The sequence below is a fragment of the Rhodococcus sp. C-2 genome (genome assembly GCF_027854095.1).
GTDB classification, from domain to species: Bacteria; Actinomycetota; Actinomycetes; order Mycobacteriales; family Mycobacteriaceae; genus Rhodococcus_F; species Rhodococcus_F qingshengii.
The window spans coordinates 144,268-160,130 of the sequence record NZ_JAQGFI010000013.1 but is presented as its reverse complement, the minus strand read 5'-3'; the positions used below and the strand labels follow the sequence as shown (position 1 = coordinate 160,130).

Genomic DNA, 15,863 nt, shown 5'->3' with positions numbered 1-15,863 from the left:
TCGGGTGGCTTCGCCACAAGGGAATGGTTTCCGACGCCCGAAACACGGGACGCCCGAAAAACCGGAAGGACGCTCATGCGCACCTCACGATTTCGTTCCAACCGTTGGCTCGTAGCCGCGGCAACCGTTGTCTCTCTGACTGCACTGACAGCGTGCGGTAGCAGCGACGGTGACTCCAACAGCGATCCCAACGCGATCGTCGTCGGCTCCGCCAACTTCACCGAATCCGAGACGATCGCCAACATCTACGCCGAAGCACTGCGTGTCAACGGGTTCGATGTGTCCACGTCGTTCAACGTCGGCAGCCGCGAGGCGTACATTCCGGCACTCAAGGACGGGTCCATCAGTGTCATTCCGGATTACACGGGAAATCTCCTGCAGTACTTGGATCCCGACAGCACGGCCACCAGCTCCGCTGACGTCCTCGCTGCTCTTCCCGCAGCTCTCGGGTCGGAATTGGCAATTGCGACGCCTGCATCCGCCGAGGACAAGGACGCCGTCGTCGTCACGAAGGAAACCGCTGACAAGTGGAACCTGAAGACGATCGCCGATCTGGCTCCGCATTCCGCCGAGGTCAAGTTCGGTGCTCCGGCCGAGTTCCAGGAACGTCCAGCCGGATTGCCCGGTTTGAAGTCCAATTACGGCCTCGACATCTCGGCAGCCAACTTCGTTCCGATCGCCGACGGCGGTGGACCGGCAACCGTGAAGGCTCTCTCCTCCGGTGACATCACCGCGGCAAACATCTTCACGACGTCGGCCTCCATCCCGGAGAACAACTTCGTGGTTCTCGAAGACCCGAAGAACAATTTCCCGGCTCAGAACGTGGTGCCGGTGCTGCGCGCGTCGAAGTCTTCCGACAAGTTGAAGACAGTCCTCGATGCGGTGTCCGCCAAGCTCACCACCGAAGAGTTGTTGGCACTCAACGTCCAGGTGTCCGGCGACACCAAGACGGAGCCGGCAGCGGCGGCCAAGGCGTGGGTGACGGCGCAGGGCCTCGACAAGCCGGTCTCGTAGTCACGTGATCACCTTCGAGGGCGTCACCAAGCAGTATCCGGACGGCACCACCGCCGTCGACCGTCTCGATCTCACCATCGAGGCCGAGTCGTTCACGGTGTTCGTGGGGCCGTCCGGGTGCGGCAAGACGACGTCGATGCGCATGATCAACCGGATGATCACACCGACGTCGGGCAAGATCTTCGTCGACGGTCGTGACATCGCCCAGACCGACGCGGTGAAACTGCGTCTCGGTATCGGGTACGTCATCCAGAACGCCGGCCTGCTTCCGCACCGCACCGTGATCGACAACGTCGCAACGGTTCCGGTGCTGCGCGGTGAGTCCCGCCGCGCCGCCCGTAAAGCCGCGTTGGGTGTGCTCGAACGAGTCGGTCTGGACATCTCACTTGCCACCCGCTACCCCGGGCAACTCTCGGGTGGACAGCAACAGCGTGTGGGAGTTGCGCGTGCATTGGCGGCCGATCCGCCGATCCTGTTGATGGACGAGCCGTTCAGCGCCGTCGACCCCGTCGTGCGTGAGGATCTGCAGACCGAAATGCTCCGTCTGCAAAGCGAACTGAAGAAGACGATCGTCTTTGTCACCCACGACATCGACGAGGCAGTCAAACTCGGTGATCACATTGCCGTCTTCGGTCCCGGCGGGCGGCTTCAGCAGGTGGCGGCACCTCGCGACGTGTTGGCCACTCCGGCAACGGATTTTGTCGCCGGATTCGTCGGACGCGATCGCGGCTATCGGGGATTGTCGTTCCGCGCTGCCGACGAGGTTCCGTTGCACCCTGTACGCACGGCCGTCGAGAACGAATTGAAGGCTCTACGTCTCGAATTGGGCGAATGGGTTCTCGTGGTCACGGACAACGGAACTCCGCAGGGATGGATCGACGTGACCGGCGTCGAAGGCCTGCGCTCGGGACGAACCCTTGCTCAGTCGACGTCTGCCGGTGGTTCGCTGTTCTCCCCCGGCGGCGATCTCCGCCAAGCACTCGATGCGGCAATCTCGTCGCCTTCCGGTATCGGCGTTGCCGTCGACGGCGAGGGCGCGGTCATCGGCGGGATCCTCGGTTCCGAAGTCGTGGCGAAATTGGCAGATCAGCGTCGACGCGAGGACGAGGAACGCAACCGCGTCGCCTTCACCGAGGGATTCGGGTCGTAGCGGCATGCGCTGGCTCATCGACAATTTCTCGACGGTCGTGGATTACTCGAAGACCCATCTGTATCTGGCACTGCTTCCTTTGCTGATCGGTCTCCTGATTGCCGTTCCGGTCGGAACAGCGATCCGCAACGTCAGATGGCTGCGCCGAATCACGTTGACCCTGGCGAGCATTGCGTTCACGATTCCGTCGCTCGCGCTGTTCGTCACCATCCCCCAGTTGTTCGGACTCAAGACCCTTGATCCTCTCAACGTCGTGATCGCACTCAGCGTGTATGCGACGGCACTGCTCATCCGGGCAGTACCCGAAGCACTCGACTCGGTGCCGGACAACGTCATCGACGCCTCCACCGCCGTCGGTTTCACACCACTACGACGCGCTCTGACGGTCGAGTTGCCATTGGCGCTGCCGGTGATGATCGCGAACATCAGAGTTATTGCCGTTACCAATATTTCGCTGGTGTCAGTCGGATCTCTGATCGGAATCGGCGGGCTTGGAGTCCTGTTCAAACAAGGCTACGACCGCGACTATCCCGACCAGATCGTTGCGGGCATCATCGCGATCGTCGTGCTGGCACTGGCGCTCGATCTGATCCTGTATCTGATCGGCCGATTCCTGACCCCGTGGACCAGAACGTCGACCTCGTCGAAGGTTCCCGCCGTCCTGTCAGCCGAGGGGGAACCCGTATGAGCATCTTCACCGGGGCCTGGGACTTCATCGTCGATCCCGGAAATTGGAGCGGCGACACCGGAATCGGCACCCGCATCCTCCAGCACCTCTGGTACAGCGTTCTGGCCGTGGCACTTTCGGCTGTGATCGCGGTGCCCATCGGATTACTCATCGGCCATCTGCGTCGCGGTGAGATCGTGGTCGTCAGTCTGGTCAACGCACTGCGGTCACTGCCCACTCTCGGCCTGCTGACCTTCCTCGTTCTTCTCATGGGTCTGGGAGTGATGCCGCCGATTCTCGCCCTCGTCATTCTTGGTATTCCCCCACTACTCGCCGGCACGTACGCCGGAATCGCCAGCGTCGACCGCGGCGTCGTCGAGGCCGCACGGGCGATGGGTATGACCGAACTCCAAGTGCTCTTCCGCGTCGAGATACCCAATGCGCTGCCATTGATTCTCGGCGGACTGCGTAACGCAACACTGCAGGTGATTGCCACGGCAACGGTCGCCGCCTACGTCAACCTCGGCGGCCTCGGCCGGTACATCTTCGACGGTCTCGCACTCTACAAGTACGACCGAGTCGTCGTCGGCGCAATCCTGGTCGCGGTTGTGGCTCTCGTCGTGGACGGCTTACTGGCGCTGGTGGTCTGGGCATCGGTTCCCGGGACCGGCAGGCTGCGCCGAACACCCGACCTCACTCGTCTGTAGCTCTCGGTACACACGAAAAAGCCCCGATCGGAACCTTGTGTGCGGGTTCCGATCGGGGCTTTCGTAGTCCCTCTTAGCTGGTCACGCCCTCAGCATGCGCTGCGGCCGCGACGGCTTCCGCTACTGCGGGTGCCACGCGAGGGTCGAGTGGGCTGGGGACGATTTTGTCCGCCGCCAACTCGTCGCCGACCACCGACAGGATTGCCTCGGCGGCAGCGAGCTTCATACCTTCGGTGATGCGACGGGCGCCGGCGTCGAGCGCGCCCTTGAAGACACCGGGGAAGGCAAGAACGTTGTTGATCTGGTTCGGGAAATCACTACGGCCCGTCGCCACGATCGCCGCGTACTTCGACGCGGTTTCGGGGTGAATCTCCGGGTCCGGGTTGGAGAGTGCGAACACGATCGACTCGGGAGCCATCGAAGCGATGAGCTCCTCGGGGATCTTGCCCGCCGAGACACCGAGGAACACGTCAGCACCTTCGAGAGCCTCGATGGCACCACCATGCAGGTCACGGGGATTGGTGCGGGCCGCGAGTTCTGCCTTCACGTCGTTGAGGTCGCTGCGCTCACCCGAGATGATGCCCTTCGAGTCCAGCACGATGACGTCGCTGATTCCGGCGGCAAGCAGGATGTTCGCGCAGGCAACACCCGCAGCGCCGGCGCCGGAGATGACGACCTTGAGTGTGGTGATGTCGCGGCTCTGGACCTTCACGGCGCCCTTGAGTGCCGCGAGGACCACGATGGCGGTTCCGTGCTGATCGTCGTGCATGACGGGGCAGTCGAGAGCTTCGATAACGCGCTTCTCGATCTCGAAGCAACGCGGCGCCGAGATGTCCTCGAGGTTGACCGCGCCGAAGCTCGGACGCAGTCGGATGAGTGTCTCGACGATCTCGTCGGGATCCTTGGTGTCGAGAACCAGCGGAATGGAGTTCAGTCCGGCAAAGTTCTTGAACAGCGCCGACTTGCCCTCCATGACGGGCAGCGACGCGCGAGGGCCGATGTCGCCGAGTCCGAGAACCGCGGTGCCGTCGCTGACCACGACGACGAGTCGGTTGGTCCACGTGTATCGATCGGCAAGGGTTTCGTCTGCAGCGATGGCGCGGCTCACCTGAGCAACACCCGGCGTGTAGGCGATCGAGAGGGCCCGCTGCGTATCGAGCGGTGCTGTGGTCTCGACCGAGAGCTTGCCACCGACGTGAGCGGCAAAGATTTCTTCGTCGGTCAACTCGACCTTGGGTACGTTGATGGCTTCAGTCACGAGGGACACGATGACACTCCTGATTAGTCCAGCCTCAAGCGGGGCTGGGTTACTGGGAAGTAATCCTTCGGACCGGTGCGAAACTACGTTCACAACGGTCAGAGATCATTTCTTCCGCGAACGACTACTGAGAAGAAGAGCATTCGGCGTGCGCGAGAAAGTGGGCCGCAATACATCCGAAGCGTCATGGTGTGGGGCGGGTGAGCCCTGGCGTATCCATGCAATCTAGGTTTCGGGAGAAATTCTGACGAAACCTGCACTTCGGGGCCGGGCTGTGGCGCCGCCTCGAAGTAACTCCAGTTTGCCACCAGAGTCGGATCACAATCAAATCCTCCAAGCGGTCGGATTCCTCACCACACTCGAACCCGAGCCGTCATCCCCACCGTGTCATCCCCACCCAGTCATCCCCACCCAGTCATCCCCACCACTGCGTCACCAACAACAGCCCCGCCACCACGAGCACGACCACCGATCCGGCAACCGCCGCGATACCCCGCCTGCGGTCGCACCAGATCTGCGCGGCGAGAGCAACCACCGAGGCCGCAATGTGCGCGGTGATCGACGTTGTTCCCGGACCCGGGAATCCGCGGTTGCCGCCCAGATATGCCGAACCGATGATCACGAGTGTCAAGACCACGATTCCGGCCGCCACGGTGCCACTCAGGGCGCGTAGAGCGCGGACCAGCAGCCATTGTCGTTTGTCGGCGGGATAGTCGTAACCGTCTTCGTACTGATAGTCCTGATATTCCTGGTACTGGTAGTCGTCCTCGTACCTGTCGTTCCGGTCGTACCTGTCGTCGTATGTCATCTCTTACGCTCCCGCGACGAATCCGCGGACTGATTCCGCAATGAGTTGAACCGCGATGGCGGCGAGCAGAAGACCGGCGATGCGTGCCAGCAGACTGATGCCACCCTCGCCCAGTATCCGGATCAGTGCGGTCGAGAAGCGCAGGACCACAAACAGCACGAGGTGGATGGACAGAATCGCCAACGCGATGGCCAGATACGACGCCGCTTCACCGTCGGCCTGGGCGACAAAGACGATGACGGCTGCAATCGCACCGGGACCGGCCATCATCGGCGTTCCCAGAGGAACGAGTGCGACGTTGACGTCGTCGGCTCCCTGCGGACGGTTGGAGGCCTTGCCGGTCAGCAGTTCGAGTGCGATGAGAAGCAGCAGCAATCCGCCGGCGCCCTGCAACGCCGGAATGCCGATGTGGAGGTAGTTGAGGATCGCCTGCCCGCCGATGGCAAAGACCGAGATGACCGCCAGGGAGACGGCGGGGGCCTGCCATGCCGCTCGATTGCGATCTTCACGGCTTTTACGTCCGACGAGTGACAAGAACACCGGGATGACTCCGGGCGGGTCCATGATCACGAACAGCGTGATGAACACGGTGAGGTAGAGCGTGGTGTCGAGCATCAGCGCCCCAGTACCTCCACGCCGGTGGCAGCCGAGACGAGTTTGTCGAACTCGGCTTCGTCCGTGAGCTCGTCGCCGAGTCCGATCGTCTTGTTCTCGCCGTGGTAGTCCGAGGATCCGGTGACTGCCAAACCCAGGTCGACAGCCAGGCGGCGCAGGACGTCACGATCGTCGCTGCGATGGTCCGGGTGATCGACTTCGAGACCCCCGAGACCCAGCTCGGCCAGATCACGGATGTGGTCGAGCGCAAGCAATCCGCCGCGCGAACGGGCCCGTCCATGCGCAAGGACAGTTACTCCCCCGGCCGCTGCCACCAGTTCGACGGCGTACTCGAGCGGAGTGTCGTACTTGGGAACGTCGTATCGCCCTCGACTGGACAACAGGTCGGAGAAAGCCTCACTGATGCTCGACACCACTCCCGCTCGCATCAAGGCCGCTGCGACGTGCGGGCGTCCGACGGACGGACCGGCGTCGGCGAGGATCTGATCGGGATCGACGGGCAGACCGTCACGCGCCATCATGGTCGTCATCACCCGGATACGTTCGACGCGTTCGGCGCGCAGTCGCTCACGTTCTTTTGCGAATTCGGGGTGCGTCGGATCGAACAGGTACGCAAGCAGATGTACAGCGACCGGCCAGCCACGCTCACCCCGACCTTCACACGACATCTCCATTCCACGAACCAGGCTGACGCCGGCCGGCAAGGCCTGCGCCGCCTCGGCCCAGCCCGAAGTCGTGTCGTGATCGGTGATGGCGACGACGTCGAGTCCGGCGTCGGCTGCGGCGCGCATGAGGGCAGCCGGGGTGTCGGTGCCGTCCGATGCGTTGGAGTGGGTGTGAAGGTCTATTCGCACTGTTCCAGTGTGTCAGCAATCGGCAACTTCATCGCGCTCCGGTGGGCGAGCCGGAAGCTGACGTACGATTACGCCGCAGCGGCAGCGCAATTCGATCAGGTGTCGCTGTAGTGCCGTTCCCCTGCATTACAGACCGAGAAGGAGCGAGCGTGCCAACCATGCCGTCACTGCCGAATTGGTCGAACGGCAAATCGACGCAAGCCGATGCGCCCAAGATCCCCGTTCCGGCAGCCCGCGCGATCGTCGACTGCGCGGTCTACGTGGACGGCGTGCGGTTGCCGGGCAAGTACACGCACCGCGCTGCGTTGGCCGAGGTTCGTAGTCGCGACAACGCGTTCGTCTGGGTGGGCATGCACGCTCCCGACGAAGGTCAGATGCAAGATGTCGCAGCAACTTTCGGACTCCACGAGCTGATGGTCGAGGATGCCGTCCATGCACACGAGCGCCCGAAACTCGAACGCTACGACGACGTCATGTTCCTGGTGCTGCGCACGGTCGTCTACGTGCCGCACGAGTCCGTCGCGACGGCGAGCGAGATCGTCGAAACCGGCGAGATCATGGTGTTCGTCGGCCCCGACTTCGTGGTGACCGTCCGGCACGGGGATCACTCCGAACTGGCAAGCGTGCGCAAGTCACTCGAGCAGAACCCCGAGCGCCTCACCATGGGCCCGTTCGCGGTGTTGCACGCGATCACCGACCACGTCGTAGACAGCTATCTCTCCGTCATCCAACTCGTCGAACAGGACGTCGACAGCATGGAAGAGTTGGTGTTCAACCCGCGGAACACCGTTGCCGTCGAGCACATCTACCTGCTCAAACGTGAAATCGTCGAACTACGACGCTCGGTCACTCCACTCGGATTGCCACTGCTCCAGCTGACCCAGCCCGCGGGCGGCCTCGTCCCGAAGGAGATCCGGCGATACTTCCGTGACGTACGAGATCACCACACGATCGTGGCCGAACGTATCTCGGAATACGACGAGGTGTTGAGTTCGCTGGTCGACGCCGCACTCGCGAAGATCGCGGTGCAGCAAAACACCGACATGCGCAAGATCTCCGCGTGGGTCGCTATCGCCGCCGTGCCGACCGGCGTTGCCGGTATCTACGGGATGAACTTCGAGAACATGCCGGAACTCGGTTACAAGTACGGCTATCAGTCCATCCTGTTCCTCATCGCGTCGGTGTGTGTCGGCTTGTTCTTTCTCTTCCGTCGCAACAACTGGCTGTGAACCTCGCACGCTGACTCCCTGTACTTGCCACCGTCGCAGGCGGACAATGGATACGGGTACGCATTTTCATTCCGTTCCCGAAATCCATTTTGCGACAAGCAAATTCAGATCCAAGGAGAAGTGGAGGAGCAACCATGCCTACAGTCGAGCAATCCGTGGAGATCGCGTTGCCACCCAAGGACGTCTGGGAGTACATCGCCGTCGCCGAGAACTGGCCCAACTGGGAGAATTCGATGGTCGAGTGCAAACAGATCACCGACGGCCCGATGGGCGTGGGAAGCCGCTGGCACGGTGTCTCGCGAATCCTGGGCAAGCGTCTCGAGTGGACATCCGAATTCACCGAGTACGACCCACCGAGATCGTCGAAATCGACGTCCGTCGAAAGTCCGGTCAGCTTCTCGCAGACCACGACCTGCGAAGAAGTCGGTGACGGCACTCGGGTCACCTACCGACTCGACAGCGAAAGCGGCCTGGGAGGAGTATTCGGCAAGATGGCCGACCCGATCGTCACGAAAGCATTTTCACGGACGGTTCGGGTAAGTCTCGAGAACTTGGCGGACATCCTCGTGCACGCCGAATGATCTGACGGACAAAGCGCCAGCGCAGCTAGAGCGAGGCAGCGGAACGGTGCGGATCGCGGATGTCGATCCCCGCCTCGGTCCACGCTTCCCTCAGTGCCTCCGCGCCGCGCAGACGCACCCAGGCGGCTTCGGTACCGGTCAGGGGGACCACACCAAGGAAGCGCACCGGGTCGAACGGCTCCGGCAGCGTCAGGTCTTCGATCCCGCTGTCACCGAGAAGCACCGCCGTGAACGCAGTGTCCTTCCACAGCGGCTCGCCCAGGTCCAACAGTGCGTCCTCGAGCAGCACGACGCCTTCGACGGACGGCGCCGCGGCCAGCACCGCGAGCGTCCTGGCCACACCTGACGCCACACCGGTGCCACCGCGCAGCGTGAGTACCAACTCGGCGCGGGGTCCGCGTGTGGGGTCTGCGACCAGTTCGTTGGGGTCGCCCATCGGATGACGCGAGCACCCCAGTGTGACGTAGCGGACCAGGCCGTCGGGTGATTCGAAACGCAGCACGTCCAGCGGTTCGACACCGAGGAACGTCACCGAGGCCGCGGTGGGGTCCGGCCCCTCGATGCTGCTGACGAGATGGGCCCGGACGGAAGATACGACGCTGTCTGACACTCGTCCATCTAAACACCGTGCCCGCGAGGTTCGCAGCGCAGATACCTCGCGGTGGCGGTAGCGTCGTCGAAATGGTCTCCGTTCTCGCTGTCAGCGACGAGACCGTCGAATTCCTGTGGAGCAGTCAAGTTCGTTCACTCGGAGTCGACGTGATCCTGGGCGCGGGCGATCTGCCGTTTGCGTATCTGGAGTACCTGTCTGACCAACTGAATGCGCCTTGCGTGTTCGTTCCCGGAAACCACGACGCCGATCTGTCCGGATATTCGAACAAGAGATCGGGTTGGACGCGGGCCGGGATGCCTGCGCAGTGGCCGGGGCCTACCGGCGCAGTCAACGCCGACGGACGCATCGTGACCGTCGCCGGTCTGCGGATCGCGGGCCTCGGTGGTTCCATCCGATACAACACGGGTCCCAATCAATGGTCCGAGCGCCAGCAGAGCCGACGCGCTCGCTCGCTCGCCTGGCGAAACGCCTGGCAATCGCGGCTTCCCGGCGGCCGGGCGGGCGTGGATGTGCTGCTCACCCACAGTCCCGCCCGCGGTGTCGGCGACGCCGAGGATCGGCCACATCGAGGGTTCGAATGCTTCACGCCTTTGATTCACAACCTCGATCCGACGGTGATGGTCCACGGACACATCCACCCGCACGGGCGAACCCCTCTCGATCTGGAGGTAGGCCGGACTATCGTGCTCAATACCGTCGGCTTCACGCTGATGGAGATTTCCCCAGGTACTCCGCCGACGATCGTGAGGCGCCGACATGGCTCGTGACACCGGATTTCCCACAGCCGACGCGGAAAACGACTTCGCTCGTCAGCGTCGACGTGCCGACGTTGCCCGTCTGGTCAGTTGGCTACGACGCGAACCCGACGACGTCAACGCGATCCTGCCGTTCGACGAGGTTGTCGCAGCTCTGGGCAAGGTCGGCGAGAAGTCTCTGGGGCTGCAGGTCGTCACCATCGAATCAATAGTCGGAAGTGTCGACCGCACAGGTGATTTCGACAGGTACTTCCGTCCGACGTCCACTCACTCGCGCGCTCGTTGGGAGCGACTTGCGGTGGCGCAACGACGCGGCGAATCGGTACCACCTGTTCAGTTGTATCGCGTCGGCTCCATGCATTTCGTGATCGACGGGCACCACCGAGTGTCCATTGCGTGTGCGATGCACCAGAAGACAATCGACGCGTACGTCACCGAGATCATCACGCGTATCTCGCCGGAAGGCATCACTCAGCGCGCTGATCTGCTCATCAAGGATCATCGTCGACTCTTCCTCACCCGCGTTCCGCTGCAGGGTTCACAACGCGAAGCCGTCCAGGTCACCGACCCGTGGGAGTACGCCGAACTCAGTGAGTGTGTGGAGGCGTGGGGTTTTCGGCTCATGCAGGAGAAGGGTGAGTTCCTCGGCCGAGACACCGTCGCCCGCCGCTGGTTCGGCGAGGAGTTTCTGCCCGTCGTGCGAATGCTGCGGGGTGCCGACATGTTGCCCGAGCACACCGACGCCGAGGCCTATTTGTGGATCGCCCGGGAGCGGTACCGACTGGTGCGGCGTCACATGTGGAACGACGAGATCGTGGCCGAACTACGCGATCGAGCACCGCGAAAGCACAAGCCCGCTACGTAGCGACAGCGAACCGCACCTCTCGGTTCGGGATCTTCGGGTGCATGAATTTCAGCAACGCACGCGCTTCCTTCTCGATGGATGCGAGCGCGGTCTTCGGTTGCTGCGCAAACAGAGTCGCGCCCAATTCGACCGTCTCCTTGTCCGGCGTCACCGTCGCGAATCCCACCACCTTTCCGCGCACCAGGATGGCGGGCTTGATGATGCCGTTGACGGTGAAGACGCGAGTTCGGTACTGCTCGTCCATGATTCGCGAGCGGTCGGCGTGCGAGAGCAGGATGTTGTCGAACGGAGCAAGGATTCTGACCGGCGGTGTTCCGGAGGTCGGTCGTGGCGCGTCCGGCAGGTCGAACACCTCGGCCCCTTTCGCGTTGACAAAGGTGATCAAGCCGGGACGTAGCCTCTCGAAGACTTCGGCGAGTCTCGTGAGCCCTGACCACGCTTGCGCATCTTTCACACTGGCGGGCCCGAAGGCCGCCAGATAACGAAGCACCATCGCATCCGGATCCGGCGATGAACTCACTTCCGTGCCAAGCCAATTCTCCAAGGTCGTCAGTGCCGGTACTCCGGATCGTCCCCACAGGCCTCGCGGTGGGACCTGCACCATCGGCAGAAGTCCTCGAACTCCGTGCGCCAGTCCCTCGGCCGCGTGACCGGGAAAGCGCTCTGCCAGTATCGGTCTCATCTGCATCTGGGTGAGCGGCCCGTCCGCTACGAGGTCCCGTCCCGCCCGCGCCAGAGCGTCGAGATCCAACCCGGTGAGCGCCGCACGCTGTGTGCTGTTGGTGTGGAGATCGCGTTCCATGATCGTCTGAACCGTGGCCCGGAAGGGACCCGCATCCGCGGCCGAAAGAGCAAAGACCGTGCCCCGCATGGCAACAAGCCGCACCACCTGGCGCTTCTCGACAAGGGTGGAGAGGTCTTCTGCCGCAAAGTTCTTCAGCCGCGCCCACAGCGCCAGGTAGGGCGGGTTCGGCGCCTGGGCCTGCAGACCTGCCAGGTGCTCGATCGCATCCAACGCACTGACCTCGGCCCTCCGCAGCAGGAACTGCCGCGCCAGAGTCGCCAGGTTGAGCTCGCGATCGGTGATCAGTGCAGCCATCGACAACTCCTCAACGATCGTGGTCAGTGGCGGTGACGATCTCGAACGGTATCTCGACTCGCGCGAGGGTTCCGGACTCTTCACCCGGTCCGACCGAGAACGAGCCACCCGCGGCAACAACCCGCAGTTCGTGCGAGAGCAGTCCGATGTGCCCGGCAGCCCGTCGTTCGGCAATCCGATCGGCGCTGATCCCCCGACCGTCGTCCGAGACCACGAGCACCGCACGGTGGTCCAGTCGTGCAAGCTCGATCCGAACATTGTCCGCGCCGGCATGTTTGACGACGTTGCCAAGGAGCTCTCGGGCGGCACCGAACAAGACTTCGTCCGCGGACGTGCGCAGATCGTCGTTCCAGCCCGAAGTGTCGACGTCGACCACTACTCCGCCGCGTCCCTGCGCCGATCGCGCGAGGTCCCCGATTGCGCGGGCAAGACCCACGTGAACAAGGACAGTGGGATGCAACTCCGAGACGGAGGATCTCAACAGCGTTGTCGCTTCACCGAGCGCTTTCGCGGCTCGCGCCAGGGCGACAGGCTCCGCGCTGTCTGCCAATTCGTCGAGATCCATCCGCGCCGCGAGGACGTACTGGAGCGCCCCGTCGTGCAATTGCTCGGATAGTTCCGTGCGCTCACGCTGCTCCAGCCCCATGAGTTCGGCCAGAAGGCTGGTTCGATGCTCGACGAGGTGCCCGATGGTCAACACGCGTGATCTTTGAATCCGAGTCAGTCCGATTGCGCCTGCGCCCACTCCGGCCAGGGCCATGGTGCTCAGCAGGATCGACGGCCACGGCTCGGAGTTCGAGGTCATCGTTGCCCAGCTGGAAACGAAGAACACCCCGATCGTGCAGGCAACGACGCCGACACACACGTCCGTCCGCAGTTGCGTACACGCAAGAACCGGAATGACGAAGAGCCCGTTGCTCAAGATGTCGGCGGTCCAACTCTGCTCGGCTGCGAGACCGGTCAGCAATGTCAGAGTTGCGAGCACGGCGAGGTCGACGAACAAGCCGAGCCAGATCATCGTCACCGGGCCGGTGCCGCCCTTGCGGATCCACAGCGCCACGGCTGCCGACCAGAGGGCATAGGTGCCCAGAATCGCGAAACACCATCCCGCGTCGTTCATCGGCGGGACGAAAATCAGTGTCAGGGCGATGAACAGCACCAGAGCGCCGCGCACCGTCAGTTGGAGGTACGCACCGCGGTAGGCGTGTTCGCGCATGATCCGCTCGAGGTCCGGGCCACCGGGCAGGTGCTCGGTTCGTACCGAGGATTCGTTCATCTGTCCTCCTGTGCCGCCCATCCCAGTTCCCTGTGAATGAGCTTCGCACACGAGATTTCACAATCAACCCGCAATACCGTGAATGGCACAGCATTCACCGAACCTCGAAACCACGCAGGAGTGCTCATGATCTCGACCCGAGCAAGCAAGCGCCGCATCGCCACTCGATTTGCCGTCGCCGGCGCCCTGGCAGCGGCGCCGATCGCCGTGGTCGCCGGGACAGCGCAAGCCGCCCCGGCCTCCACCCATCACGAACAATTCGGCCGCCTGGTCCCCCTACCCGAACCAGCCGATGCAGCGCCCGGCCCCGAACAGGTACCGCTTCCCTGGGGCGCGACGTATTCGGTCACCTTGCCCGGGTAAAGGTCACAGCAGCAGATTGGCTCCCGTACCGCCGTCGAACACCGCGATCTTGGCGGGATCGAACCAGAGATCGACAGACCTGCCCTGGGCCACCGTGGACTCGGACGAGAGCCTGGCAACCAGTTGACCTCCACCAGCGACGGCCGTTCCCGAATCGGCAGCGAGTTCCTCGAGTTCACGAGAGTTGACGGCGGGGCCACCAGCGAGGAAATACGCGTACTTGTCCGAACCCATCGATTCCAGCACGTCGACGTCGACGGTGAACGTCCCGCCGTGCGGCTTCTGCGCTGCATCGACCAGCGCCACGTCCTCGAAATGCTCCGGTCTGATACCGACCACCACGTCCTTGCCCGAACCGCTGCCCGAGATCTTCGACTGCGCCGCCGCGGGCAGGCGAACATCGCCGATCGGCGTGCTCACACCGTCGGCCGTCAGCTGTCCGGGGAAGAAGTTCATGGACGGGGACCCGATGAATCCCGCCACGAACAGATTGTTCGGACGATCGTAGAGTTCCTGCGGCGCACCGATCTGTTGCACGATTCCGCCGCGCAGCACGACTACCCGATCGCCGAGCGTCATCGCCTCGGTCTGGTCGTGGGTCACGTAAATCGTTGTCGTACCGAGTCGCTGCTGCAGACGGGCGATCTCCGTCCTCATCTGCACGCGCAGTTTGGCGTCCAGGTTGGAAAGCGGCTCGTCCATGAGAAACGCCTTCGGGCTGCGCACGATTGCGCGTCCCATCGCGACACGCTGACGCTGACCGCCCGACAGGTTCGCCGGTTTGCGATCGAGATGCTGGGTGAGGTCGAGGACCCGCGCAGCGTCGTCGACCTTGGCGTTGATCTCGTCCTTGGACATCTTCGCCAATGTCAGTGGGAAAGCGATGTTCTGACGCACCGTCATGTGCGGATACAGCGCATACGACTGGAACACCATCGCGATGTCGCGGTCCTTGGGGGCGCGTTCGTTGACGCGTTCACCCGCGATCCGCAACTCACCGGTCGAAATGTCTTCCAGCCCGGCAATCATGTTGAGCGTCGTGGATTTTCCACAACCGGACGGGCCCACGAGAATGATGAATTCTCCGTCGGCGATGGTGATGTCGACATCACTGACCGCCTTGGCTCCGTCCGGGTACAGCTTGGTCACCTTGTCCAGCACGATCTCGGCCACAGGCTTATCCCTTCACTGCGCCGGAAGTAAGCCCGGCCACGATACGACGTTGGAAGAACAGAACAAAGATGATGATCGGAATGGTGATGACCATGGCGGCCGCGGCGATCGACCCGGTGGGCTCCTCGAATTGTGAAGCGCCGGTGAAGTTCGCGATGGCCGCAGGGGCGGTGATGGAGCGTTCGGTCGACGTCAGCGAAATCGCGAACAACAGATCGTTCCAGCAGAAGATGAACACCAGAATGCCCGCCGTGACGATGCCGGGCGCGGCGAGCGGAGCTACCACCTTCCGGAACGCCTGCCCCGGCGTCGCGCCGTCCATCTGCGCCGCCTTTTCGAGTTCCCAAGGAATCTCTTTGAAGAACGCGGAGAGCGTGTAGATCGCCAACGGCAACGCAAAGGTGATGTACGGCAGGATGAGTCCGGCCCAGGTGTCGAAGAGTCCGAGCCGTCGTTCGATGTCGAACAGCGGGCTCACCAATGAAATCTGCGGGAACATCGCGATCAGCAGGGCAACAGCCACCAGCAGCTTCTTGCCCGGAAAATCCAGGCGCGCAATCGCGTAAGCAGCCATGGTTCCGATCACCACGGCGATGACCGTCGAGATGAGTCCGATGCCGATGGAGTTGATCAGAGCACTGGTGAAGGCGCTGGTGTCGAAGATTCCTCGGTAGTTGTCCAGGGTCCACTTCTCCGGAATGAACTTGCCGTCCTTGATGGTTCCGGCGGGCTTGAAGGACAGGCTCGCAATCCACAGGACGGGAACCAACGCGTACAGCAAGACCAGAAGGTTGACGACGGACCAGCTGATCTTGAGTCTGGGAGTCACGGTCATG

The 15,863-nt window shown here is 62.8% G+C and carries 18 protein-coding genes; 9 read left to right on the top strand and 9 right to left on the bottom strand.

The window, feature by feature from the left end; genetic code table 11:
* Positions 1-75 precede the first annotated feature (75 nt).
* Genes PCS43_RS26110 through PCS43_RS26095 form a run of 4 tightly spaced genes read left to right on the top strand, consistent with a single transcriptional unit; the run spans position 76 to position 3,538 of the window.
* Positions 76-1,014: an ABC transporter substrate-binding protein gene (locus tag PCS43_RS26110; protein WP_003945094.1), complete on the top strand. Its 939-nt coding sequence runs from the start codon at positions 76-78 to the stop codon at positions 1,012-1,014.
* 4 nt (positions 1,015-1,018) lie between these two features.
* Positions 1,019-2,164, top strand: coding sequence for an ABC transporter ATP-binding protein (locus tag PCS43_RS26105; protein WP_209909313.1), 1,146 nt, complete (start codon positions 1,019-1,021; stop codon positions 2,162-2,164).
* 4 nt (positions 2,165-2,168) lie between these two features.
* On the top strand, positions 2,169-2,852 hold the full coding sequence (locus PCS43_RS26100) for an ABC transporter permease (protein ID WP_007736121.1): 684 nt from the start codon (positions 2,169-2,171) through the stop codon (positions 2,850-2,852).
* Positions 2,849-3,538 (top strand): ABC transporter permease, encoded by a 690-nt coding sequence (locus tag PCS43_RS26095; protein WP_003945081.1) that lies wholly within the window; start codon positions 2,849-2,851, stop codon positions 3,536-3,538. Before PCS43_RS26100 ends, PCS43_RS26095 begins: the two co-directional genes overlap by 4 nt.
* A gap of 73 nt (positions 3,539-3,611) precedes the next feature.
* On the opposite strand, the gene PCS43_RS26090 is transcribed toward PCS43_RS26095, so the two are convergent.
* From PCS43_RS26090 to PCS43_RS26075, 4 genes are all read right to left on the bottom strand, one after another.
* Entirely contained in the window at positions 3,612-4,805 is a 1,194-nt protein-coding gene (locus PCS43_RS26090) for an NAD(P)-dependent malic enzyme (RefSeq protein ID WP_003945072.1), read from the bottom strand.
* Between the two features lie 406 nt (positions 4,806-5,211).
* Positions 5,212-5,604 (bottom strand): hypothetical protein, encoded by a 393-nt coding sequence (locus PCS43_RS26085; protein ID WP_118603908.1) that lies wholly within the window; start codon positions 5,602-5,604, stop codon positions 5,212-5,214.
* A 3-nt stretch (positions 5,605-5,607) separates the two neighbouring features.
* The gene (locus PCS43_RS26080; protein ID WP_164490628.1) at positions 5,608-6,222 is read right to left on the bottom strand and encodes a MarC family protein; all 615 of its coding nucleotides are present in this window, start codon (positions 6,220-6,222) and stop codon (positions 5,608-5,610) included.
* The gene (locus PCS43_RS26075; protein WP_007736119.1) at positions 6,219-7,073 is read right to left on the bottom strand and encodes a PHP domain-containing protein; all 855 of its coding nucleotides are present in this window, start codon (positions 7,071-7,073) and stop codon (positions 6,219-6,221) included. The genes PCS43_RS26080 and PCS43_RS26075 overlap by 4 nt, the downstream gene beginning before the upstream one ends.
* Positions 7,074-7,231: 158 nt before the next feature.
* Here PCS43_RS26075 and PCS43_RS26070 point away from each other — a divergent pair, with 158 nt between their 5' ends.
* Both PCS43_RS26070 and PCS43_RS26065 read left to right on the top strand, forming a co-directional pair.
* The gene (locus PCS43_RS26070; RefSeq protein WP_007736118.1) at positions 7,232-8,302 is read left to right on the top strand and encodes a magnesium and cobalt transport protein CorA; all 1,071 of its coding nucleotides are present in this window, start codon (positions 7,232-7,234) and stop codon (positions 8,300-8,302) included.
* A gap of 134 nt (positions 8,303-8,436) precedes the next feature.
* Complete coding sequence (locus PCS43_RS26065) at positions 8,437-8,883, top strand: SRPBCC family protein (RefSeq protein ID WP_007736117.1); 447 nt, start codon at positions 8,437-8,439, stop codon at positions 8,881-8,883.
* A 25-nt stretch (positions 8,884-8,908) separates the two neighbouring features.
* Here PCS43_RS26065 and PCS43_RS26060 read toward each other — a convergent pair whose 3' ends face one another.
* Complete coding sequence (locus tag PCS43_RS26060) at positions 8,909-9,493, bottom strand: suppressor of fused domain protein (protein ID WP_007736116.1); 585 nt, start codon at positions 9,491-9,493, stop codon at positions 8,909-8,911.
* Between the two features lie 71 nt (positions 9,494-9,564).
* Here PCS43_RS26060 and PCS43_RS26055 point away from each other — a divergent pair, with 71 nt between their 5' ends.
* Together PCS43_RS26055 and PCS43_RS26050 are read left to right on the top strand one after the other, a co-directional pair.
* Complete coding sequence (locus PCS43_RS26055) at positions 9,565-10,263, top strand: metallophosphoesterase family protein (RefSeq protein ID WP_042450375.1); 699 nt, start codon at positions 9,565-9,567, stop codon at positions 10,261-10,263.
* Positions 10,253-11,116 (top strand): hypothetical protein, encoded by an 864-nt coding sequence (locus PCS43_RS26050; RefSeq protein ID WP_003945080.1) that lies wholly within the window; start codon positions 10,253-10,255, stop codon positions 11,114-11,116. The genes PCS43_RS26055 and PCS43_RS26050 overlap by 11 nt, the downstream gene beginning before the upstream one ends.
* On the opposite strand, the gene PCS43_RS26045 is transcribed toward PCS43_RS26050, so the two are convergent.
* Together PCS43_RS26045 and PCS43_RS26040 are read right to left on the bottom strand one after the other, a co-directional pair.
* Complete coding sequence (locus PCS43_RS26045; protein WP_209447806.1) at positions 11,109-12,215, bottom strand: winged helix DNA-binding domain-containing protein; 1,107 nt, start codon at positions 12,213-12,215, stop codon at positions 11,109-11,111. The two genes, PCS43_RS26050 and PCS43_RS26045, sit on opposite strands and share 8 nt — an antisense overlap.
* 10 nt (positions 12,216-12,225) lie before the next feature.
* Positions 12,226-13,491, bottom strand: a complete 1,266-nt coding sequence (locus PCS43_RS26040; RefSeq protein ID WP_209909316.1) for a sensor histidine kinase — start codon at positions 13,489-13,491, stop codon at positions 12,226-12,228.
* A gap of 126 nt (positions 13,492-13,617) precedes the next feature.
* Here PCS43_RS26040 and PCS43_RS26035 point away from each other — a divergent pair, with 126 nt between their 5' ends.
* Positions 13,618-13,854, top strand: a complete 237-nt coding sequence (locus PCS43_RS26035) for a hypothetical protein (protein WP_007736112.1) — start codon at positions 13,618-13,620, stop codon at positions 13,852-13,854.
* A 3-nt stretch (positions 13,855-13,857) separates the two neighbouring features.
* Here the strand turns inward: PCS43_RS26035 and PCS43_RS26030 are convergent, their stop codons facing one another.
* A complete protein-coding gene (locus PCS43_RS26030; RefSeq protein ID WP_003945069.1) occupies positions 13,858-15,027 on the bottom strand; it encodes an ABC transporter ATP-binding protein in 1,170 nt (389 codons plus the stop codon).
* A gap of 4 nt (positions 15,028-15,031) precedes the next feature.
* The gene (locus PCS43_RS26025; protein WP_003945075.1) at positions 15,032-15,862 is read right to left on the bottom strand and encodes a carbohydrate ABC transporter permease; all 831 of its coding nucleotides are present in this window, start codon (positions 15,860-15,862) and stop codon (positions 15,032-15,034) included.
* Position 15,863 lies beyond the last annotated feature (1 nt).